Annotated in this window: 18 protein-coding genes, 1 tRNA gene and 1 riboswitch; of the genes, 8 read left to right on the forward strand and 11 right to left on the reverse strand. The window is 66.0% G+C overall.

Annotated features, from left to right (window positions below; genetic code table 11):
* Positions 1 to 15: 15 nt before the first annotated feature.
* Positions 16 to 2,151: a phytoene desaturase family protein gene (locus DNX69_RS16970; RefSeq protein ID WP_110787114.1), complete on the reverse strand. Its 2,136-nt coding sequence runs from the start codon at positions 2,149 to 2,151 to the stop codon at positions 16 to 18.
* A gap of 140 nt (positions 2,152 to 2,291) precedes the next feature.
* Between DNX69_RS16970 and DNX69_RS16975 the strand changes: the two genes are divergently transcribed.
* Complete coding sequence (locus tag DNX69_RS16975) at positions 2,292 to 2,909, forward strand: TetR/AcrR family transcriptional regulator (RefSeq protein ID WP_110787115.1); 618 nt, start codon at positions 2,292 to 2,294, stop codon at positions 2,907 to 2,909.
* A 15-nt stretch (positions 2,910 to 2,924) separates the two neighbouring features.
* On the opposite strand, the gene DNX69_RS16980 is transcribed toward DNX69_RS16975, so the two are convergent.
* The gene (locus DNX69_RS16980; RefSeq protein WP_110787116.1) at positions 2,925 to 3,299 is read right to left on the reverse strand and encodes a YkvA family protein; all 375 of its coding nucleotides are present in this window, start codon (positions 3,297 to 3,299) and stop codon (positions 2,925 to 2,927) included.
* 82 nt (positions 3,300 to 3,381) lie between these two features.
* Positions 3,382 to 3,708 (reverse strand): 4a-hydroxytetrahydrobiopterin dehydratase, encoded by a 327-nt coding sequence (locus DNX69_RS16985; protein WP_283809352.1) that lies wholly within the window; start codon positions 3,706 to 3,708, stop codon positions 3,382 to 3,384.
* Positions 3,709 to 3,877: 169 nt separating this feature from the next.
* Here DNX69_RS16985 and DNX69_RS16990 point away from each other — a divergent pair, with 169 nt between their 5' ends.
* Positions 3,878 to 5,254: a TAXI family TRAP transporter solute-binding subunit gene (locus DNX69_RS16990; RefSeq protein WP_234826993.1), complete on the forward strand. Its 1,377-nt coding sequence runs from the start codon at positions 3,878 to 3,880 to the stop codon at positions 5,252 to 5,254.
* A 3-nt stretch (positions 5,255 to 5,257) separates the two neighbouring features.
* Here the strand turns inward: DNX69_RS16990 and DNX69_RS16995 are convergent, their stop codons facing one another.
* Together DNX69_RS16995 and DNX69_RS17000 are read right to left on the reverse strand one after the other, a co-directional pair.
* Positions 5,258 to 6,703 (reverse strand): PepSY domain-containing protein, encoded by a 1,446-nt coding sequence (locus DNX69_RS16995; RefSeq protein WP_110787119.1) that lies wholly within the window; start codon positions 6,701 to 6,703, stop codon positions 5,258 to 5,260.
* Positions 6,704 to 6,707: 4 nt separating this feature from the next.
* Complete coding sequence (locus tag DNX69_RS17000; RefSeq protein ID WP_110787120.1) at positions 6,708 to 8,987, reverse strand: TonB-dependent receptor; 2,280 nt, start codon at positions 8,985 to 8,987, stop codon at positions 6,708 to 6,710.
* Positions 8,988 to 9,095: 108 nt separating this feature from the next.
* Positions 9,096 to 9,291: riboswitch (cobalamin riboswitch) on the reverse strand.
* A 404-nt stretch (positions 9,292 to 9,695) separates the two neighbouring features.
* On the opposite strand from DNX69_RS17000, the gene typA reads away from it, so the two are divergent.
* From typA to DNX69_RS17025, 5 genes are all read left to right on the forward strand, one after another.
* Positions 9,696 to 11,519, forward strand: a complete 1,824-nt coding sequence (typA, locus tag DNX69_RS17005) for a translational GTPase TypA (RefSeq protein WP_110787121.1) — start codon at positions 9,696 to 9,698, stop codon at positions 11,517 to 11,519.
* 110 nt (positions 11,520 to 11,629) lie between these two features.
* The gene (locus DNX69_RS17010) at positions 11,630 to 12,898 is read left to right on the forward strand and encodes a flavin monoamine oxidase family protein (protein WP_110787122.1); all 1,269 of its coding nucleotides are present in this window, start codon (positions 11,630 to 11,632) and stop codon (positions 12,896 to 12,898) included.
* Between the two features lie 174 nt (positions 12,899 to 13,072).
* Positions 13,073 to 13,582, forward strand: a complete 510-nt coding sequence (locus tag DNX69_RS17015; protein WP_110787669.1) for a GNAT family N-acetyltransferase — start codon at positions 13,073 to 13,075, stop codon at positions 13,580 to 13,582.
* Positions 13,583 to 13,660: 78 nt separating this feature from the next.
* On the forward strand, positions 13,661 to 14,209 hold the full coding sequence (ppa, locus tag DNX69_RS17020; protein WP_110787123.1) for an inorganic diphosphatase: 549 nt from the start codon (positions 13,661 to 13,663) through the stop codon (positions 14,207 to 14,209).
* Positions 14,210 to 14,238: 29 nt separating this feature from the next.
* Positions 14,239 to 15,726: a M20 family peptidase gene (locus DNX69_RS17025; RefSeq protein WP_283809353.1), complete on the forward strand. Its 1,488-nt coding sequence runs from the start codon at positions 14,239 to 14,241 to the stop codon at positions 15,724 to 15,726.
* A 174-nt stretch (positions 15,727 to 15,900) separates the two neighbouring features.
* Here DNX69_RS17025 and folD read toward each other — a convergent pair whose 3' ends face one another.
* The 3 genes from folD to DNX69_RS17040 form a co-directional block, all read right to left on the reverse strand.
* Entirely contained in the window at positions 15,901 to 16,788 is an 888-nt protein-coding gene (gene folD, locus DNX69_RS17030) for a bifunctional methylenetetrahydrofolate dehydrogenase/methenyltetrahydrofolate cyclohydrolase FolD (RefSeq protein WP_110787124.1), read from the reverse strand.
* A 106-nt stretch (positions 16,789 to 16,894) separates the two neighbouring features.
* Positions 16,895 to 17,221: a DUF167 domain-containing protein gene (locus DNX69_RS17035; protein WP_110787125.1), complete on the reverse strand. Its 327-nt coding sequence runs from the start codon at positions 17,219 to 17,221 to the stop codon at positions 16,895 to 16,897.
* A 27-nt stretch (positions 17,222 to 17,248) separates the two neighbouring features.
* Positions 17,249 to 17,539 (reverse strand): YggT family protein, encoded by a 291-nt coding sequence (locus DNX69_RS17040; protein ID WP_110787126.1) that lies wholly within the window; start codon positions 17,537 to 17,539, stop codon positions 17,249 to 17,251.
* Between the two features lie 201 nt (positions 17,540 to 17,740).
* On the opposite strand from DNX69_RS17040, the gene DNX69_RS17045 reads away from it, so the two are divergent.
* Positions 17,741 to 17,816: transfer RNA gene (locus tag DNX69_RS17045), tRNA-Ala, on the forward strand.
* A 195-nt stretch (positions 17,817 to 18,011) separates the two neighbouring features.
* Here the strand turns inward: DNX69_RS17045 and DNX69_RS17050 are convergent.
* From DNX69_RS17050 to DNX69_RS17060, 3 genes are all read right to left on the reverse strand, one after another.
* The gene (locus DNX69_RS17050; protein WP_110787127.1) at positions 18,012 to 18,824 is read right to left on the reverse strand and encodes an enoyl-CoA hydratase; all 813 of its coding nucleotides are present in this window, start codon (positions 18,822 to 18,824) and stop codon (positions 18,012 to 18,014) included.
* A gap of 82 nt (positions 18,825 to 18,906) precedes the next feature.
* Positions 18,907 to 19,407 (reverse strand): nuclear transport factor 2 family protein, encoded by a 501-nt coding sequence (locus DNX69_RS17055; RefSeq protein ID WP_110787128.1) that lies wholly within the window; start codon positions 19,405 to 19,407, stop codon positions 18,907 to 18,909.
* A 105-nt stretch (positions 19,408 to 19,512) separates the two neighbouring features.
* On the reverse strand, positions 19,513 to 20,310 hold the full coding sequence (locus DNX69_RS17060) for a glutamine amidotransferase (protein ID WP_110787129.1): 798 nt from the start codon (positions 20,308 to 20,310) through the stop codon (positions 19,513 to 19,515).
* Positions 20,311 to 20,353 lie beyond the last annotated feature (43 nt).

Consider the following 20,353-nt stretch of genomic DNA (forward strand, 5'->3'; position numbering starts at 1 on the left):
GGCCCCACCTTCGAACTAAGCAGGTGTCAGCTCCGGCATCGCCGCGGCGGCAGGCCTTGCTGTTGCGGCCGTCGCGTGGGCCAGCAGTCCGGGCAGCAGCGCCTCGGCGGCTTCGGCGCCGGAAATCACCACGGCCTCGATGCCGGCACCGATATTGCCGCCGCCGGCGATCACCAGATTGCGCAGCGGCGACTTCGAACCCTTGAGCTGGCCGGCGCGCGACATCCCGTAGATCGAACCGAAGCTGGCCCAATCGTAGCGGGCGTAGGTCACCGGGCTGGCGTCGGTGCGATACACGATGTGCTGTGACAGATTGGGGATCACGGTTTCGGCCGCCGCGATCATGCGGTCGCCGAGCTCCTGCTTGCGGCGCAGATAAGCCTCCGAACGCCGCCAGGATTTCCAATCGCGTTCGGGCTCGGGCGGAAACCAGCTCTTCGCCTCCGCGTGCGGCACCAGATGAATCAGCGACAGGATCGAGTGCCCGGCCGGCGCCGCCGCCGGATCGAGCTTCGACATCATCGCCAGCCCGACCTGCATCGGCGTGTGCAAATGCACCGACGGGCGGATCTCCGGCACGCAGTCGAGGCCGAGATGCACGCTGAAGCAGGAATTCGCCGGCACCGCCTCGCTGATCCAGCGGCGGGCGTCCCGTGGCAGTGCCGGGCTCGGGACGAGTTCGAGCAGCGTGTGCTTCAGGTCTGCGTTGGAGATCACGGCGCTCGCTCGCACCGTCGTCCCGTTGCCCAGTACGACGCCTGCGGCTGCGCCGTTCTCGACCAGAATCCGCGCCACCGGAGTTTTCAGCCGCACCTCGCCGCCGCGGGCTTCGATCGCCGCAACCAGCGCGTCCGAGATCACGCCCGAGCCGCCACGTGGATAGTAGCCGCCATGGAAGTAATAGCCGAAGATCGGCACCATCCGGGCGCAGCTCGGCGGCTCGCTGCCGTCGCCGATATAGCCGGCGAGGCCGTCGATGAAGGCGACCGCCGCGGGATCCTGGACGTGAGTCGCCACCAGTTCTGCGAACGGCTGGTTCATCCAGCGATAGGCGTGCGGGTGGTTGCGCGGAAACGCCAGTAGCTCGGCAATGCTCGACGGCATCCCGGGCACGCCGCCGCGGCCGGCTGCGGTCGCGAACATGTCGTCGAAAATCGCCTTGATCTCGTCGAACAGGGCGCTGATGCCGGCGGCGCTGGCGGGAAAGCGCTCGCCGAGCAGCCGGACGTAGTCGCGCCAGTTCGGCGGCACGTCGATCGCGCCGCTTGCGGTGTGGAAGCTGTGCGTCACCCGCTCCCAGCCGATGCGATCGGCGATGCCGAACCGCTGCAGCAGCGAGGCGAACGGCCCGCCCGGCTGCACGCCGGAGAAGTCGTGCGGTCCGGCGTCGAAGCGATACAGCACCGGCCGGCCCTGATGATGCGCCTTGCGCAAATAAGTGTGGCAATAGCCGCCGGCGACGACGTGCTGCTCGAAGACTTTCACGCGCAGTCCGGCATCGGCGAGCAGCGCCGCGGCGGTCAGACCGCCAATGCCCGAGCCAATGATCACCACGTCGCAGTCCTGCGTCTCGGGCCGCGTGAAGACCGGCGCCGGCCAGCGGTAGCTCTCCCGCGATGCCGCCATCCGGTTCATGACCAGGTGGATCGCCGCCTTCGGTCCGAAGATCGAGATCAGCGCGCCGATGCTGACGATCGCGGTGATCACCTCGCCGGGCGCGTCCGAAAAGCGGCAGGCCGCGATCGCGGCGAACAGCACCGCCCACAGGCCAGTGATCGCGGCGTTGACCACAAAGAACTGCGGCGTCTCGGCATTGTCCGGATGGGCGGCGCGCGAATAGTCCGAGGTCCATGGCCGTCGCGCTGCCAGGCTGACCGCACTGATCACTGCCAGGCCTGCGAACGACAGCCACAGCGCGTTGGCGGCGGCGATGGCCGGAGCGATCAGGTGCAGCGCTGCGAGAGCTGCGAACAGCACCAGCCCGCCGGCTTCGAGCACGAACAGTTCGCGCCGATACGCCCGCCAGGCATTGGCCGCGAGCGACAGGGTGAGGCCGAGCCAGATCGCCAGGGGCGGCTGATGCATCGCGAGCAAGGCCCAGAACACCGCAAATGGAACCAGGGCCAGCTTCACCGTCAGGAAGGTCGTCATGCTGCCTCCGAGGGTCGGTGTCCGCCAAACCACCTCTTTGACGTCGCGGCGGCTTGCGGTACCGTTCGGTACCAAACCATATCAGATCTGGTACTCATTGGTACCAGAATTTCCGCGCGTCTCGGAGCGACGTCTAAGTCATGGAAAAACAACAAGAACAGACCGATGGCCGGCGGGCCGCGATCCTGCAGGCGGCGTTCGACGTGTTCGTCGAGAAGGGGTTCGAGGCGGCGACCACCGCCGAGATCGTGCGCCGGGCGCGGACCTCGAAGCGGACGCTGTACGAATTCTTCGCCAGCAAGCAGGAGATCCTGACCGCGCTCGTCCGTTACGGCGCCACCAAGATGAAGCCCGCGCTCGAGCTGCCGGAGCCGCAGACTAAGACGCAATTCCTAGCGGTGCTGGAGCAGTTCGGGCGGCTCTTTCTCGGCGAGCTGCTGCATCCGGAGCGCACCGCGATGTATCGCCTCGCGATCGCCGAGGTGGCGCGCGGCGGTGGTTCGGTCGCCCGCGAGCTGGAAGCCAGCGGCCGGGCGCCGGTGACCCAGGCGATTACGCGCTTCTTCGAGCACGCCGCCGCACGCGGCATCATCCCCCGCGACAAGATCGCGACGCTGATGAGCGTGTTCTTTTCGGTGCTGATCGGAATGGCGCCGCTGCAGACCTTGCTCGGAGATCCGCCGATCAGCTCGGACGCGATGGCGCAGCGGGCGGCGCTGGCGACCGAGGTGCTGGCGCGCATGATGGCGCCGGCGTGAGCCGCCGAAGCGGGCTTACGCCTCCTCCGCCAACCCGCGCTGCATCGCGGCGCGCGCCGCCTCGCGGTGCTCGGGGGTGATGTTGCTGGCGACCATCCGCAGCGCGGTCGCGAGGATCGCAGCGTCGTCGGTGAAGCCGAGCACCGGCAGAATATCGGGCAGGAAATCGAACGGCAGGATGAAGTAAGCGATCGCGCCGAGCAACGCGATCTGGACGTGCCGCGGCGTCTTCCGATCGAACGCACAGTAATACGCCGCCAGAATGTCCTCGACGAACGGTAGCCGGACCGCGACGCTCTTGATCTTGCGCCAGAACCGCCGGCGCACCTGTTCCGGATCCTGCGCCAGCCGATCGGCAGGTTCGAATCCCACGCTGTGATCAGTCGTCATCGAAGCACTCCCGCGCAGGGCGGATTGATGGGTTGGTCGCTTCCGATTTGGTGATGTAAGGCTGTCCGCGCAAGCCCGCGCGTCACGCGGCGCCGCAGCGCTCCGCGATCGTGTCCATCGCCTTGGCGAGCAGCACGTCTCGATGCGTGAGCCCTCCCGCATCGTGGGTCGTCAGCACCACCTCGACTGTCCTGTAGACATTGCGCCATTCAGGGTGGTGATCGGCCTTTTCGGCGGCGAGCGCGACGCGGGTCATGAAGCCGAACGCCTCACTGAAATCCTTGAACTGAAAGCTGCGGCCGATTGCCTCGCGCCCCTCGAGCTCGCGCCAGCCTGGGAGTTCCCGCAGAGCCGCTTCTCGTTCCGTCGCCGATAATCGCGCCATGCTGCTCTCTCCGCTATCGTTCACCAGCCACCGTGAACATAATGCAGCCAAACGGCTCCGCTAGCGAGGCAGTTCAAACGGCGGAACCCGTGTCCGCCCAGGTGGAACTGCTAGTCGGGATGGATTCGGATCGCGAATGAGCAGCACGCAGCGATTGCCACGATGGGCGGCCGGTTCCAGTTCGATGGACACCATGTCTCCGCTTTCCCCATGGCGAAGAATGCTGCTGATCGTGCTGGCGACCGTTCTGGCTCTGATCGGCATCGCCAGCGCCGGCTATTACTTCGCGATGCGTCCGGTCACGCTGAAGATCGCGGTCGGGCCACAAGCCGGCGACGACTACAAGCTGATTCAGGCGCTGGCCCAGGTGTTCGCGCGCGAGCGCAATACTGTGCGGCTGCGTCTGGTGGTGACCGATGGGCCCGCGGCGAGCGCACTTGCATTAAAGTCCGGCACCGTTGACCTCGCGGTGATCCGCGGCGACCTGCCGGTGCCGAAGGTGGCACAGTCTGTCGCCGTGCTGCACAAGAACGTCGCGGTGCTGTGGGCGCCTGCCAGCGCCGAGCCGAAGGGTAAGCGCAAGACCGCCAAGAACGCCGGCATTGCCGGGATCACCGATCTGGCCGGCAAGCGCGTCGGCGTCGTCGGCCGCACCGAAGCCAATGCCGGGCTGCTCAATGTGATCCTGCAGCAATATGGCGTCGATCCTGCCAAGGTACAGACAGTTGCGCTGCCGGTAGCCGACGTGGCGGAGGCGGTTCGCACCGGCAAGGTCGACGCGCTGCTGGCCGCCGGCCCGCTCAACAGCAAGATCATCGGCGATGCGGTGGCGGCGACGGCGCATACCGGACGCGAGCCTGTGTTCCTGTCGATCGAATCCTCCGAAGCGCTCGCGGCCAATCACCCGTCCTACGAGGCGGCGACGATTCCGGCCGGGGTGTTCGGTGGCGGGCCGGCCCGCCCGGACAGCGAGATCAAGACCGTCAGCTTCTCGCACTACATCGTGGCGCGCGAAGGAGCGTCCGACACCACGATCGCGACCCTGACCGAGCAATTGTTCACCGCACGTCAGATCGTGATGGGCGAAGTGCCGCTGGCGGCCAAGATCGAAACGCCGGACACCGACAAGGATGCGGTGATTCCGGTGCAGCCGGGCGCCGCCGCCTATGTGGACGGCGAAGAAAAGAGTTTCCTCGATCGCTACAGCGACTTGATCTGGTTCTCGCTGATGGGCCTGTCGCTGATGGGCTCGGCCGGCGCCTGGTTCGCCAGCTTCCTGCGCAAGGACGAGCGCAACAGCACGGCGTCGCAGCGCGAGCGCCTGCTCGACATGCTGGCGACGGCGCGTCGCTGCAATTCCGCCGAAGAGCTCGACACCATGCAGACCGAGGCCGACGCCATCCTGCGCGATACGCTCAACGCCTACGAGAACGGCGCGATCGACAGCGCGGCGCTGACAGCCTTCAGCATCGCGCTGGAGCAGTTCCACAACGCCGTCGCCGACCGCAAGCTGCTGCTGGTCGAGGTGTCACCGCTGCCGGTGCGGGGCGCCCGGCCGCAGGCGGTGTAGTGCTCAGCGCACCAGCCGCCGCCAGCCGATCACCACGCCGCTGACCGAAATCACCAGCCCGGCGAGCGACAGCACGATCACCACCACGTCCCATGCCGGCCGGTGCGCCAGCAGCACCGGAAAATCGAAGCTGTGCAGCGCATTGAACAGCCAGCGATAGCTGCGGGCGCTTGTGTCGCTGCGTCCGACGAGTTCGCCGGTGGCGGGATCGATGTGCAGCCAGGTGCGTGCCGCATCGTCGAATCCGATCCTCAGCACCGGCAGCACGCGCTGGCGATGGTGCTGATACCAATACGCGTCGTAGTGATGGAGCCGCTGCTGCAGCACCATGTTGGCGCTGGGAATCAGCGTCGCAGCGGCCGCGACGATCGCTTCCTCGGGCAACCGCCTGGGTGTGCCGTCTTCCGGATCGGCGAGCGTCTGCCGTCCGTCGCGATGCGCCAGCAGCATCAGCGGTGTGCCACCGATCCAGACGAAGCGGGCTTCGACGACACCCGGCATCGCGTTCGCCGGCAGCCTGCCCGCGATCGTCGGGGCATCGTGGCCGGCATAGCGCTGCAGCATGTCGTGGCTCTCGCCGCGGCGGGCGAAGGTGCCGCCCGGATTGAGTGACAGCCAGCCGGAAAACATCCAGGTCAGCACCACCACGCCGCCGATCAGGCCAGTGATGTGGTGCCACGCCATCCAGCCGCGATACGGCGTGACCCGGCCCGACGCATAGCGTCGTCGCAGCCCGGCGCGGAGCAGCCCGATCCAGATGCCGCTCACGGCGACGATCATCAGTACGCCCGAGACCCACAGCACCACCTGTCGCCACAGCGGCCCGTCCTGGCGCAGCACCGTGAAGTAGATCCAATGCGGGATTGCGCCGAGCCAATTCCAGACCCGCTCGCCCCGCGTGGTGTCGAGCACGATCTCGCCGCCGCGCGACCCGACATAGAGTTCGGTCCCGGCGGCATCGCCGAGCCCGATCAGATACAGCGGCCGGAACGGATCGTAGCGCGATGTCACGCTCCATTGATCGCGATCGACCGTCTCGATCAGCTGCGGCACCGCTGCTGCCGGATGATGTCGCGCGATCCCGAGTGCCTGGTCGGCGCCGATCTCATCGATCGCACGGCCATCGACCGCCGAGATGGTGTGGCGCCGGTTGCTCCAGTCGAGCAGCCGGTACACCGGCTCGTCGTTCAGCATCACCAGCCGCAGCTCGCGCGGGTAGTGCGTCATTCCGGCCGCCTGCATCGCGTGGTCGGGCGGCAGCACGACGCGCTGCCAGGCGAGATCGGGCAACGCGGCCCAGCGCTCCTCTTTGTCGAGATGCGGAAACGCGACGTACATCATCACCACCCCGGAGATGAACCACATCGCGAACAACAGGCATCCGGCGATGCCGAGCCAGCGGTGGCCGAGATACAGCCACCGCTTGCCGCGCCTGACGACGCTTCGCATCGCCCTAGAACTTCACGTTGTAGGACAGTTCCGCGGTGCGCGGCATGCCGAGGATCCACTGCGACGTGCCGCCGGAGGTCGCGTAGATGGTGTCGAACACATTGTAGACGCGCAGCGCCAGGGTCTGCCGCGTATCCGGCTTCCACATCAGGCCGGCATTCACCACATTGTAGGCCGGCCGCACCAAGGTGTTGGCGTTGTCGGCCCAGGTATCGCCGACGAGCTGCACGCCGGCATTGGCCGACCAGCCCGGCGCGAACGCCCAGGTCGCCCAGATGTTGCTGACCACCTGCGGCACGTTGGCCGGGACATTGCCGGCGTAGTTCACCACCTGGCCGCCGACCACCTGGGTGAAGTCGTCGTATTTCGCCCGCAGCACCGCGACGTTGGCGTCGAGCCGGATGGTTTCGGTCACCTTCAGGCCGGCCGAGGCCTCGATGCCGCGCGACGACTGCTGGCCGATCTGCAGCGGGTTGGTGTTCGCGGGATTCTGCGGATCGCGCGCCAGCAGATTGTTCTTGACGATCTGATACGCCGACAGCGTCCATTCGGCGCGGCCACCGGCGAGCTGCTGCTTGATGCCGACCTCGACCTGCTTGCCGGTCGAGAGCGCGAAGTCGCGGTTGACGCCGGTCATGGTGATCAGGTTGCTGACCGGATCGACCGCCGTCGAATACTGGCCGTACAGCGAAAGATCCGGGATTGGATTGTACACCACGCCGACCCGCCAGCTCGGCGCCGAGTAGGTCTTCTCGAAGCTGTTCGCCGGGGTGAGGAAGTCGGTGCGCTCGACGGTCGGGTGATCGGAGCGGATGCCGCCGATCACCGACAGCTGATCGGTCAGGCTGAGGCGATTTTCGGCGAACAGGCCGTATTGCGTCGTCAGCGTGTGGAAGCTCGGCCGGGTCGAGCTGACCCACTGGAAGTAGCCGGGGTCGAAATTGTAGGGATTGACCGTCGAACTGCCGGAATAAGGCGAGTTGTTGGTGTGGGTGAAGGCGATCCGGTTGACGTCGAAGCCGGCGACGAACTGGTTGGCAAGACCGAACAGGTGGCCCTTGAAGGTGGCGTCGAAGCGGTTGCCGAGCTGCTCCTGGTCGTGGAAGATCTCGATATAGTCACGACGGTTGATGTTGCCGGTCGCCGGGCTGTAGGCGTAGCTCTCGACGTCCTTCCAGTGTCGATGGCTGCTGAGATAGTAGGTGACGTTCTTGACCGATACGCCTTCGGCGACGTCCCATTCGGTCTTCAGCTGAGTCCAGTTGTCGCGATAGCGGATGCTGGAGTCGCCCACATTATAGTTCTTGAAGCGCAGTGACTCGTCGATCCCGCCGTTGACCAGCGGCGTGCCGAAATAACGCGACGGGCTGCGGTCGGCGTAGTCCTCGCTCAGGGTGAAGGCGAGGTTGTCGGCCGCCTGTACCCGCACCGAGCCCGAGACTGCGACGTTCGACATCGTATCGCGATCGACCCAGCCGTCCGACATGTTGCCGATCGCGGCGAGCCGATAGCTGACGTTGGGATTGATCGGGCCGCCCGAGTCGACCGCAAGGCGCCGCAACAGATTGGTGTCGAGCGAGACCTCGGCCTCGTTGCGTTGCACGTCGAGCGGCTTCTTCGAGATCACGTTGACGGCGCCGCCGATCGCGCCTTCGCCGTACATCACCGAGGCCGGCCCGCGGAGAACTTCGATACGCTGCGCCGTCCAGGTGTCGAACGGGAACGTCATCGTGCCCGAGCCGACATACATTCGGGTGCCGTCGTACAGCGTCATCACCGTGCCATTGCCGCTGAAGCCGCGGGTGACGAAGGACAGGCCGCCATTGCCCGGCGCCGGGCTGGCCGTGAAGCCGGTGGCGTTCTGCGTCACCGCGTCGATCACGTTGTGCTGGCCGCGCTCGGCGATGGTCTCGGCGCGAATCACTTCGACGCTGGCCGGTGTCTGCAGCGGCGTCAGGCCGAGCCGGCTGCCGGTCGACGACGGCGTACCGAGGTTGAAGGTGGGCGCTGTCGCTGCGCGGGTTGTGGCGGCTTCGGCCGGTGCGGGAGCGGGCGCCGCAGCGGGACGTGCGGCGGCACGGCGCTGGCGCGACGATCCGGCATTGGCGGCCGCTCGCGGCTTGGCCGGACGCGCGGTCTGGCCCTCGACCACGATAGGGTCGAGGCCGCGTGGAGTGGTCGGGGCGGTTTGAGCCAGGCCGTCGACCGGCCAGAGCAGGGGAACGAGGGCAACGGAGGACAGCAGGCGACGATTGCGCCCGAAAGGCAGAACGGCGGGAGTCATTTTTTGGCTCGCGGCTAACGTGGCACGTCACCGCGAAACAGGTCTGCCGCAGCCGTTTTTCGGGCTACGGACCGACTCGCACCAGGACACCCCGCCCAATGTGTTCGCGTGTGACCACGACTGACGGCAGGTCTCCTGGCTCGCGGGTCGTTGCCATTCACCGCCTTCCCAGGACAGAAGCCCAGTGGCGTGTGGTGAATGGCTCGCCGCTTACAGTTGCGGGGGCAGCCCCGGAATAGGGCCAAGAAGCCCGCACCGTGTTCCCTATTGATCCCTTGCAGGAACCGTCGCTGGGGACGGTATTGGACATGCGGCAGCGCTGTCAACGAACCGAGCGGCGAAAATCCAGTCCGTTCAAGGGCTAGCGGCTGCACTATCAAATTACCTACCTGAGCGACGATAATTGTAATGTTATAACATTACACAATTAGGTCAACCCGTTATGCAGCGGTGCCCGAACGCCGACCGTCCCAAACGGATCTGTCCACCCGCAACCGTCATTGTTATTTCGCGAATTCAGCGTATATTGCGTCGCAACGCGTGCTGGTGCCCGGTCCTGTTCGGCCGGGCCTGTTTTTTGCGATTTCAGATTGCGATTGCCCGGCGCGTTTCAGACATAGGCTGGCTGCGGCGCGCCCTGAGGCGCATCCCGCTGTGTGCCTGTGATCTCGCTGATCAGGCAACGCCCGCAGGACCGACAGAGAGCCCATGAACCTCCGTAACATCGCCATTATCGCCCACGTCGACCACGGCAAGACCACTCTTGTCGACAAGCTGCTGCAGCAGTCCGGCACCTATCGCGACAACCAGCGCCAAGTCGAACGGGCGATGGACTCCAACGATCTCGAACGCGAGCGCGGCATCACCATTCTGGCGAAGTGTACTTCGGTGGTGTGGGGCGAAACCCACATCAACATCGTCGACACGCCCGGCCACGCCGACTTCGGCGGCGAAGTGGAGCGCATCCTGTCGATGGTCGACGGCGTGATCGTGCTGGTCGACGCCGCCGAGGGCCCGATGCCGCAGACCAAGTTCGTGGTCGGCAAGGCGCTCAAGCTCGGCCTCAAGCCGATCGTCGCCATCAACAAGGTCGACCGCTCCGACGCGCGCGTCACCGAAGTGGTCAACGAAGTGTTCGACCTGTTCGCCGCGCTCGACGCCACCGACGAGCAGCTCGACTTCCCGATCCTGTACGGCTCCGGCAAGAACGGCTGGATGTCGGACAAGCCGGACGGCGACCACAGCGAAGGCATGAAGCCGCTGTTCGAGCTGGTGCTCAAGCACGTTCATCCGCCGGTGGTGGAAGAAGGTCCGTTCCGGCTGCTCGGCACCATCCTCGAAGCCAATCCCTATCTCGGCCGCATCATCACCGGCCGCATCGCGTCGGGCTCGGTGAAGCCGAACCAGGCCGTCAAGGTGCTGTCGCGCGAAGGCAAGCTGGTCGAGCAGGGCCGTATCAGCAAGATCCTCGCGTTCCGCGGCCTCGAGCGCGTGCCGCTCGATATCGCCGAAGCCGGTGACATCGTCGCCATCGCCGGTCTGACCAAGGGCACCGTCGCCGACACCTTCTGCGATCCGACCGTCGAGGAGCCGCTGCAGGCGCAGCCGATCGATCCGCCGACGGTGTCGATGTCGTTCATCGTCAACAACTCGCCGCTCGCGGGCACCGAAGGCGACAAGGTGACGAGCCGCCTGATCCGCGACCGCCTGCTGCGCGAGGCCGAAGGCAACGTCGCGCTGCGCGTCGTCGAGTCCGCCGAGAAGGACGCGATGGAAGTGTCGGGCCGCGGCGAATTGCAGCTCGCGATCCTGATCGAAACCATGCGCCGCGAAGGCTTCGAGCTGTCGGTGTCGCGGCCGCGCGTGGTGCTGACCAAGGACGACGACGGTCAGCTCCTGGAGCCGGTCGAGGAAGTCGTGATCGACGTCGACGAGGAGTTCTCCGGCGTCGTCGTGCAGAAGATGAGCGAACGCAAGGCCGAGATGATCGAGATGCGGCCCTCGGGCGGCAACCGTCTGCGCCTGGTGTTCTACGCGCCGACCCGCGGCCTGATCGGTTACCAGGGCGAACTGATGACCGACACCAAGGGCACCGCGATCATGAACCGGCTGTTCCACGACTATCTGCCGTATCGCGGCGAGATTCAGGGGCGCCGCAACGGCGTGCTGATCTCCAACGATCAGGGCGAGGCGGTCGCCTATGCGATGTTCAAGCTGGAAGACCGCGGCCCGATGATGATCGAGCCGGGCTGGAAGGTCTACAAGGGCATGATCGTCGGCGAGCACACCCGCGACAACGACCTCGAGATCAACGTCCTCAAGGGCAAGCAGCTCACCAACATCCGCACCACCTCGAAGGACGAAGCGGTGCGGCTGACGCCGCCGATCCGGATGACGCTGGAAAAGGCGCTGTCCTATATTGAGGACGACGAGCTGGTCGAGATCACCCCGAAATCGATCCGGCTGCGCAAGCGCCTGCTCGACCCCAACGAGCGCAAGCGCGCCGAGAAGAGCAAGCAAGCGGTCGCCTGATCGCCCTCGCCACAGCTGCCCATTCCCGATGCCCGGCCCTCGTGCCGGGCATCGTCGTTTCGGGGGCCGGCTGACATCCAACCGCCGTCACCGCCATGGTAGAATTGCGCATGCCTCTTTCCAGCCTTCCGTCCTCGGTCGACATCGCGATCATCGGCGCCGGTGCAGCCGGCCTCGGCGCGGCGCGGGCGCTGGAGGGCTCGGGCCTGTCGGTGATCGTGCTGGAAGCGCGGAACCGGATCGGTGGCCGCGCCTGGACCCGGATGGTGACGCCGGAAATCGCATTCGACGTCGGCTGCGGCTGGCTGCATTCGGCCGACGAGAACTCCTTTGTCGGTATCTCCGATCAGCTCGGCATCGGCATCGACAAGACCCACCCGCCGTGGAGCGAGGCGAGCTTCGGCGACGTGTTCCCGAAGCGCGAACGCGCCGCCTTCAGCAAGGCGCTCGATGCGTTCTACGAGCGCGTCTGGCGCGCGGCCAAAAAGAAAACCGATGTCGCCGCTGCGACGTTGCTCGAGCCGGGCAACCGCTGGAACCCGATGATCGATGCGGTCTCGACCTACGTCAATGGCGCCGAGCTCGACCGCATCTCGGTGCACGATCTCGAATCCTATCGCGACACCGGTATCAATTGGCGGGTCCGCGAAGGCTACGGCACGCTGATCGCGGCTTACGGCGCGTCCTGCCCGGTGGTGCTGAGCTGCGCGGTCGAGCTGATCGATCACGCCGAACGGCAGATCAAAATCAACACCTCGCTCGGCACGCTCAGCGCCGGTCAGGTGATCGTCACGGTGCCGACCAATCTGATCGCCGACGAGGCGATCAGGTTTGCCCCGGCGTTGCCGGACAAGGTCGAGGCGGCGAGCCGCCTGCCGCTCGGCGCCGACGACAAAGTGATGCTGAAGCTGTCCGATCCGAACGGCTTCCCGGCTGACGGCAACTTACGCGCCGCCACCATGCGCAGCGCGATGGGCACGTATCACCTGCGCCCGTTCGGTCATGATTGTATCGAAGGCTTCTTCGGCGGGCGCTATGCGCGCCAGCTGGAGGAGGAGGGCGACGGCGCCTTTGCGGCGCAGGCGATCGATGAAATCGCCGACCTGCTCGGCAACGACATCCGTCGCAAGCTGTCGCCCTTGGCGGAATCGCGCTGGGGGCACGATCCGTTTGCCTGGGGCGCCTATTCGCACGCGCTGCCCGGCCACGCCGGTGCCCGCGCGGTGCTGGCCGCGCCGGTCGACGGCCGGCTGTTGTTTGCCGGCGAGGCGACCTCGCCGCAGTTCTTCTCGACGGCCCACGGCGCGCGTGATTCGGGAGAGCGGGCGGCGCGGCAGGCGATCGATTGTCGCAGCGGCCGCGGCTTCCCGGCGGACTAACTCGACCCAATGTGTCGCGACTGCCGCAAATCCGCGCGGAAAGACGTAGTCCTTCCCGTCAGTTGTCCGATTTCGGCACAACCCGTCGGCGGTCTGGTGCATAAAATCCACACGTTAACCGATAATTAACGTTGGCGCTTGAAGCCGGCCGCGCGACTTGCTTTGATCATGATCATGAGCACGACCCTGATCGAGGTACGAGCGGCAAAGGCGGCGGATGCATCCGCGGTCGCGGCCACCCATGACGAAGCCTGGCGTTCCGCTTATCAGGGCATCATCCCGGGGGCGGAGCTGGAAAAGCTGATCAATCGCCGCGGCCCGACCTGGTGGGACTCGGCGATCCGCAAGGGCAGCCGAATCAGCGTGCTGTGCTTCGGCGACAAGATCGCCGGCTATGCCAATTACGGCCGCAACCGCGCCCGCAGCCTGCAGTTCGAAGGCGAGATCTACGAATTGTATCTGCGGCCCGAGTTTCAGGGCCTGGGCTTCGGTCGCCGCCTGTTCACGGCTGCCCGCCGCGATCTGGTGCAGAGCGGGCTGAAAAGCATGGTGATCTGGGCGCTGTCGGACAACGAGCCGGCGACCGAGTTCTATCGCACCCTCGGCGGCCGGATGGTGGCGCGCTCGTCGGAGCGATTCGGGCCGAAGTCGCTCGACAAGGTTGCGTTTGCCTGGAGCAACTGAGCCTTTTTTGCGCTGGCGAACGACGCACGCGCAGGCTATTCGGTTGGCACCTGAAATCAAATCAATCTGGAGCTCTTGATGCGCATCGACGCAATCCCCGTCGGCGTGAACCCTCCGTATGACGTCAACGTCATCATCGAGGTGCCGGTCGGCGGTGAGCCGATCAAGTACGAAATGGACAAGGCCGCCGGTACCTTGGTGGTCGATCGGTTTCTCTATACCTCGATGCATTATCCGGGGAATTACGGCTTCATCCCTCACACCCTGTCGGACGATGGCGACCCTTGCGACGTGCTGGTCGCCAACACCCGCGGGATCGTGCCGGGTGCGGTGATGAGCGTGCGCCCGGTCGGCGTCTTGTACATGAGCGACGAAGCCGGTCATGACGAGAAGATCATCGCGGTGCCGTCGTCGAAGCTTACGCAGCGCTACGACCGCATCAAGACCTACTCGGACCTGCCGGAGATCACGCTGGCCCAGTTCCAGCACTTCTTCGAGCACTATAAGGATCTCGAGCCCGGCAAGTGGGTCAAGGTGGTGCGTTGGGGCGGCGCCGACGAAGCCCATAGACTGATCCTTGAAGGCCTCGATCGGGCCAACAAAGCCAAGGGGCAAGCCAAGGACTGAGCGGCCGGACGGAGCGCCGGCGAACAGGAGTGCTGATGCGCCGGCTGCTTCGATGGATTCGTAACCTGGTCGCGATCGCCGTCCTGGCGGTCGCGGTCCTGGCCGGCGTGCTGGCCTACAACACCTTCCGGCACGGCTCGCGGCAGATCGATGTCGCCGCAGTCGCGCCGATCACGATCGACGAGCAGGGCGCCGCGCAGCGGCTGTCGCAGTCGATCCGCTTCCAGACCATCTCCAATTTCCTCAATCCCGAGCAGGACGCCGAGGCGCTGCGGGACTTGCGCGCGCATATCCAGTCCAGCTTCCCGGCGTTCCACGCCGCGGCCAAGCAGGAGGTCGTGGGCGGTCACAGCCTGCTCTACACCTGGGAAGGCAGCGACCCGCAGGCCAAGCCGATCGGGCTCTTGGCGCATCAGGACGTGGTGCCGATCGCGCCGAAGACGGAAGCAGATTGGCAGCAGCCGCCGTTCAGCGGCGCGATCGAAGGCGGCTTCGTCTGGGGCCGCGGCTCGTGGGACGACAAGGGCAACCTGTACGCGATGCTCGAAGCCGCCGAGCTGTTGGCCAAGCAGGGCTTCCGGCCGAAGCGGACGATCTATTTCGCGTTCGGCCACGACGAGGAGGTCTCCGGCCTGCGCGGCGCCGCCAAGATCGCCGAGCTGCTCGCTTCGCGGAACGTCCGGCTGGATTTCGTGCTCGACGAGGGGCTGCTGATCACCGAAGGGGTGCTGAAGGGGCTCGACAAGCCGGCGGCGCTGATCGGCGTGTCCGAGAAGGGCTACGCCACCCTGGTGCTGACCGCCCGCGGCACCCCCGGCCATTCGTCGATGCCGCCGCGCGACACCGCGATCGGGATGCTGGCGGCGGCGCTGACCCATCTCGAAGACAATCGCCTGCCGATGCGGATCCGTGGCTCGGTGGCCGAGATGTTCGACACCCTGGCGCCGGAGATGAGCGGCTTCAGCCGGGTCGCGCTGTCCAACCTGTGGCTGTTCCGGCCGCTGCTGCTGCGCGAATTCGCCAAGAGCGGCACCACCGCCGCGATGGTGCAGACGACGACGGCGCTCACCGTGTTCAACGCCGGCGACAAGGACAACGTGCTGCCCGGCGTCGCCGAGGCCAGCGTCAATTTCCGCCTGCTGCCGGGCGACACTCAGGCCAGCGTCACCGATCACGTCCGCAGCGTGGTCGCCAACGACAAGATCGCCGTGCAGGGCTTCGAGGGCAATTTCGATCCGCCGCCGGTGACCGGCACCAGGAGCGCGTCCTATCTGGCGCTCAATCGCACCATCCGCGAGGTGTTTCCGGAGGTGATCGTGGCGCCGGGCCTGATGATCGCCGCGACCGATTCGCGCCACTACGCGCAGGTCGCCGACAACATCTTCCGGTTCTCGCCGGTCCGCGCCACGCCCGAAGATCTGAAGCGCTTCCACGGTACCAATGAGCGCATCAGCATCAAGAACTACGCCGACATGATCCGGTTCTATGTGCGGCTGATGCAGAGCACGGCGGGTTAGTGTGCGGTCGCGCGCCCTGGATCAGGCGCACCGCATGGCAGCACCAATAACTGTCGTCACCCGCGAAGGCGGGTGACCCAGTACGCCGAGACGTCTCGAAAACCATCTGCGCGCGGAATACTGGTTCGCCCGGTCAAGCCGGGCGATGACGGCTGGAGAATTAGACGCGCGACATCACACCGCCGGCTTCGGCAGGCCGTGGATCGCGCAGGCGGCGCGGACGGTGTTGACCAAAAGGCACGCCACCGTCATCAGGCCGACGCCGCCGGGGACCGGCGTAATCGCGCCGGCGACTTCCTTGGCCTCGTTGAACGCGACGTCGCCGAGCAGCTTGTCCTTGCCGCCGTCCTTGCCCGGCGTCCGGTTGATGCCGACGTCGATCACGGTGGCGCCCGGCTTGATCCAGTCGCCCTTCACCATCTCGGCCTTGCCGACCGCGGCGAACACCAGATCGGCCTGGCGGCACAGCGCCGGCAGATCGCGGGTGCGCGAGTGCGCGATCGTCACGGTGGCGTTCTCGTTCAGCAGCAATTGCACCAGCGGCTTGCCGACCAGATTGGAGCGGCCGATCACCAGCGCGTTCATGCCCTCGAGCGAGGCGTGCACGGTCTTGGCCATGATGATGCTGCCGAGCGGGGTGCACGGCGTCAGCGCGAACAGGCCGGAGGCGAGCCGGCCGGCGTTGGTCGGGTTGAGGCCGTCGACATCCTTGGCCGGATCGATGGCGTCGATCACCGCGTTGCTGTCGAGCCCCTTCGGCAGCGGCAATTGCACCAGGATGCCGTGCACGGCCGGGTCGGCATTGAGCTTTGCGATCAACGCCATCAGCTCGGCCTGCGGCACGTCGGCGGGCAGCCGGTGCTCGAACGAGGCCATGCCGGCTTCCTGGGTCTGCTTGTGCTTGGAGCGGACATAGACCTCGGAGGCCGGGTCGTTGCCGACCAGCACCACCGCCAGACCCGGCGTGATGCCGTGCTCGGCCTTCAGTCGCGACACCTCGGTGGCGACGCGGGCACGCAGCTCGGCCGAGATGATTTTTCCATCGATGATCCGGGCGGTCATGTCGTCCTCTTTGACTGGTCCAGCCGATGCGTCCGCATCGAAATAACAACGCCTCCCCGAACGGAGAGGCGAATGGTGGATCGCCCTCGCGGGCCTCCCTGCTTGTTCATTCGGCGGATTTGGCCGCAACCAAGCGGCGCAATGTTTCGCCGAGCTGTTTTGGATCGCCGTCGATCGCGATCTGCTTCTGCCGCGAGGTCGCGCCGGACAGCAGCCTGACATTGCGCTTTGGAACCCCGACCGCCTTGGCCAGCAGTTCCGTCACCGCCCGGTTGGCTTCGCCGCCGTCGGCGATCGCCCGAACCCGCACTTTCAGGACCGGCCGTCCGTCCGACAGCGTCTCCAGCCCGTCGATGTCGTCGCGTCCGCCGCGCGGGGTGACCCGAACCGCGACCGCGACGCCTTGAGCCGAATACCGCCAAGCCTCCGCCATGCCAGGCGCCCTGCCGTGCGTGCCCGGTTAGAACACCGCCGGGTAGATGTAATAGGTGATCACTCGCTGCAGGAACATGATCAGAAGGATCAGGATGATCGGCGAGATATCGAGGCCGCCGAGCGACGGCAGCATATTGCGGATCGGCGCCAGCAGCGGTTCGGTGATTCGGTACAGGAACTCGGACACTGCGCCGACGAACTGGTTGCGCGTGTTCACGACGTTGAAGGCGATCAGCCAGGACAGGATCGCCGAGGCGATCAGCAGCCAGATGTAGAGATCGAGGACGATGAGAACGATATCGAGAATGGCGCGCATGGCGGGGGAAAACTCGCGGTTTCGGTCGCGGAAGGCTCGAGCCGTAGATATCGGTTCACCCCCGCCCAAACAAGGGAACTCGGTGCCAATAAAGCCGCGGCCGGCTGTTTTCGATCCGGTCCGGTCGTCCTTGACTTGGCCGCGACCTGCACTGTAAATGGCGGCGTTCGCTGGCCGGGACAATTTGTCCTGACCGCGCAAGGGGCCATAGCTCAGCTGGGAGAGCGCATCGTTCGCAATGATGAGGTCGGCGGTTCGATCCCGCCTGGCTCCACCAACTTCCCGAGACCAAGACGGGAAGTTGGCGACCTTCGCGACACGGTCCCAGCAGGTTTTCCAAGATTTCGGACGAACACGCGGTCTTCGCGATGAGCGCTGCTGATTGTCTGCGCCCGAGCTTTGGCCGGATGCCCGCCGACATATGACGTCGGCTGCCGAGCGCCCCCTTGGGACGCCCGGCCTGCGCCTCCGGTCAAACGTTGCTGAAACGCGGCGGGCGCTTTTCGACGAAGCTGGCGACACCTTCCTTGAAGTCGTCGCTGGCGAGCGAGATCGCCATCTCGCGATTGGCCTCGATGGTCGCTTCCGCAAGGGTCTGGAACGGCACCTCGTAGAGCTGGCGCTTGATCACCTGCATCGACTTCGGCGCGACGTTATCGGCGAGGTCGCGGGCGTAGGCGTAGGTCTGCTCGCACAGCTGATCGGCCGGATACAGCCGGTTCACCATCCCCATCCGCAGCGCCTCGTCGGCCGAGACCCGGCGCGCCGACAGCAGCAGGTCGAGCGCATTGGCGTGGCCGACGATCCGCGGCAGCATCCACGAGATGCCGTGTTCGGCGATCAGTCCGCGGCGTGCGAAGGCGGTGGTGAATACCGCGCTATCGGCAGCGAAGCGGACGTCGCAATACAGCGCGTGCACGAGCCCGATGCCGGCGGTGGCACCGTTGAGCATGCCGATGATCGGCTTGTCGATCGACGGGTAGAACGCGTAGCGGGTCTGCCAGTCGGCGCGGCGATTCATGTCGAACGGCGGCAGATCGGCGGCGCGGCGAACGTCGGCCGGATCGATCGTCTGCAGCACCTGCATGTCGGCGCCGGCGCAGAATCCTCGGCCGGCACCGGTCAGCACGATGACGCGGACGTCGCCGTCCGTCGCCGCCTGCTGCATCGCGGTCCGCACCTCGCGCTCCATCACCGGCGTCCACGCATTCATACGGTCCGGCCGGTTCAGCGTAATGGTCGCGATCCGGTCCGCGACCTCATAGAGGATGTCTTGATAACTCAACGGCGTTTCTCCCTTTGTTGATTGTCGTTGGGCGCACCACCCAAGGGTCGTGCGCGGCTTCGCCCGCCGCGGGCGACAGGCCTCAGGCTCTGCGCGAGCCTTTGGGCCGGGCCAGGTAGTCCTGGGTTTCGGGGCGCTGCTGCAGCCAGCCGCTCCACTTGCGGAAGACTTTCGCCATCCGCTCCGGCGCGACGCCGAGCTGCGCCATCGCCACGCCGCCATTGACCGACTCGCGATACTCCGAGATCAGCGCGCCGCGCAGCACGAACCGGCTCATGCCGTCGATCACGACTCGCTGGCCTTTGAACTCGGGGATGGTCGAGGTGAAGCTCGACAGCGACCAGGCGTAGCCGAGGTCGCCGTTGCAGACCGGATCGAACATCTCCCAGCGATAATCGGCGGCGTCGCGATGAAACAGATCCTGCATCATCGTGGCGATCTCGGCGCGGCCGCTGTGCGGGCCGTAGATGTAATCGTGATAGATCGCGTCTTCGGTGAAATGGCCGGCGAACTGTGCGCCATCGCCGGCTTCCGCCGCGCGGGTCAAGCTCTCCAGCAGCCGCGCGAACTCCTCGCTGGTCATGCCCTCTCCCTTGCTGCTTCGGTCATGGTCGCCGAAGCTTGGCGGAGAGACTAGCAACCGCAGCGCCCGCGAGGGAAGCGCATTCGCGGAAGAAGGAGGCAGCCGCTATTCGGCAGCCTCGCTGAAGGTCCTTACCGGCTCTTCGAGCGGCGTGCGCGACAGCCAATGATCGAGGAAGTGCTCAAGCCAGATTCGTTCGGCGAGATCGTGCACAGCGCGTTCGGCAAAATGCTCGCGCCGCGGCCGCGCGCCGGGAAGCGAGAGGCGCTCGTGCCCCTTGGTGGTCCAGCGATGCATCATCGCCCAGGTGACATCGGGGTGAAACTGAAAGCCGTAGGCCGTATCGCTGCGGATCGCCTGCACCGGGAAGTCGCCGCCTTCCGCCAAAAGATCGGCGCCGGCCGGCAAGTCGAAGCCCTCGACGTGCCAGTGATACACTTGCCGCGGCCAGTGCGCGCACATGGCGCGGCCGGCGGCCGTGGGACGGATGTCGTAATAGCCGACCTCGGCGCGGCCGTGCGGATGCGGCGCGACCCGGCCACCGAGCTGCTTGGCCAGCATCTGCGCGCCCAGGCAGATACCGAGAAACGGCCGCCGCTCCTCGAGAGGCACCGCGATCCAATCGATCTCGCGGCGGATGTAATCGTCCGGATCGTTGGCGCTCATCGGGCCGCCGAAGATCACCGCGCCGGCATGGTCGTCGAGCGAGCTCGGAAGCGAATCGCCGAATCGCGGCCGGCGAATGTCGAGCGGATGGCCGAGCGCACGGAGCGCATTGCCGACCCGGCCGGGCGTCGATGTCTCCTGGTGCAGAACAATCAGCACCGGCCTCGAATCATGAGTCTTCGCAGGCTGCAGCGCGGGCGAATCCACCCGGCCGCAATCGGTCAGTCGAACAAGCATGGGAGGATCAGTCCAGAGCCGTGTCGAACAGAGTTGCCGTACC

The organism is Rhodopseudomonas palustris, assembly GCF_003226555.1.
Taxonomy (GTDB): domain Bacteria; phylum Pseudomonadota; class Alphaproteobacteria; order Rhizobiales; family Xanthobacteraceae; genus Rhodopseudomonas; species Rhodopseudomonas palustris_I.

Excerpts from the sequence above, each read along its gene's own strand:
- DNX69_RS16970 (WP_110787114.1), bottom strand. The coding sequence starts at position 2,151 with ATGACGACCTTCCTGACGGTGAAGCTGGCCCTGGTTCCATTTGCGGTG.
- DNX69_RS16975 (WP_110787115.1), top strand. The coding sequence starts at position 2,292 with ATGGAAAAACAACAAGAACAGACCGATGGCCGGCGGGCCGCGATCCTG.
- DNX69_RS16980 (WP_110787116.1), bottom strand. The coding sequence starts at position 3,299 with ATGACGACTGATCACAGCGTGGGATTCGAACCTGCCGATCGGCTGGCG.
- DNX69_RS16990 (WP_234826993.1), top strand. The coding sequence starts at position 3,878 with ATGTCTCCGCTTTCCCCATGGCGAAGAATGCTGCTGATCGTGCTGGCG.
- DNX69_RS16995 (WP_110787119.1), bottom strand. The coding sequence starts at position 6,703 with ATGCGAAGCGTCGTCAGGCGCGGCAAGCGGTGGCTGTATCTCGGCCAC.
- DNX69_RS17000 (WP_110787120.1), bottom strand. The coding sequence starts at position 8,987 with ATGACTCCCGCCGTTCTGCCTTTCGGGCGCAATCGTCGCCTGCTGTCC.
- typA (WP_110787121.1), top strand. The coding sequence starts at position 9,696 with ATGAACCTCCGTAACATCGCCATTATCGCCCACGTCGACCACGGCAAG.
- DNX69_RS17010 (WP_110787122.1), top strand. The coding sequence starts at position 11,630 with ATGCCTCTTTCCAGCCTTCCGTCCTCGGTCGACATCGCGATCATCGGC.
- DNX69_RS17015 (WP_110787669.1), top strand. The coding sequence starts at position 13,073 with ATGAGCACGACCCTGATCGAGGTACGAGCGGCAAAGGCGGCGGATGCA.
- ppa (WP_110787123.1), top strand. The coding sequence starts at position 13,661 with ATGCGCATCGACGCAATCCCCGTCGGCGTGAACCCTCCGTATGACGTC.
- folD (WP_110787124.1), bottom strand. The coding sequence starts at position 16,788 with ATGACCGCCCGGATCATCGATGGAAAAATCATCTCGGCCGAGCTGCGT.
- DNX69_RS17035 (WP_110787125.1), bottom strand. The coding sequence starts at position 17,221 with ATGGCGGAGGCTTGGCGGTATTCGGCTCAAGGCGTCGCGGTCGCGGTT.
- DNX69_RS17040 (WP_110787126.1), bottom strand. The coding sequence starts at position 17,539 with ATGCGCGCCATTCTCGATATCGTTCTCATCGTCCTCGATCTCTACATC.
- DNX69_RS17055 (WP_110787128.1), bottom strand. The coding sequence starts at position 19,407 with ATGACCAGCGAGGAGTTCGCGCGGCTGCTGGAGAGCTTGACCCGCGCG.
- DNX69_RS17060 (WP_110787129.1), bottom strand. The coding sequence starts at position 20,310 with ATGCTTGTTCGACTGACCGATTGCGGCCGGGTGGATTCGCCCGCGCTG.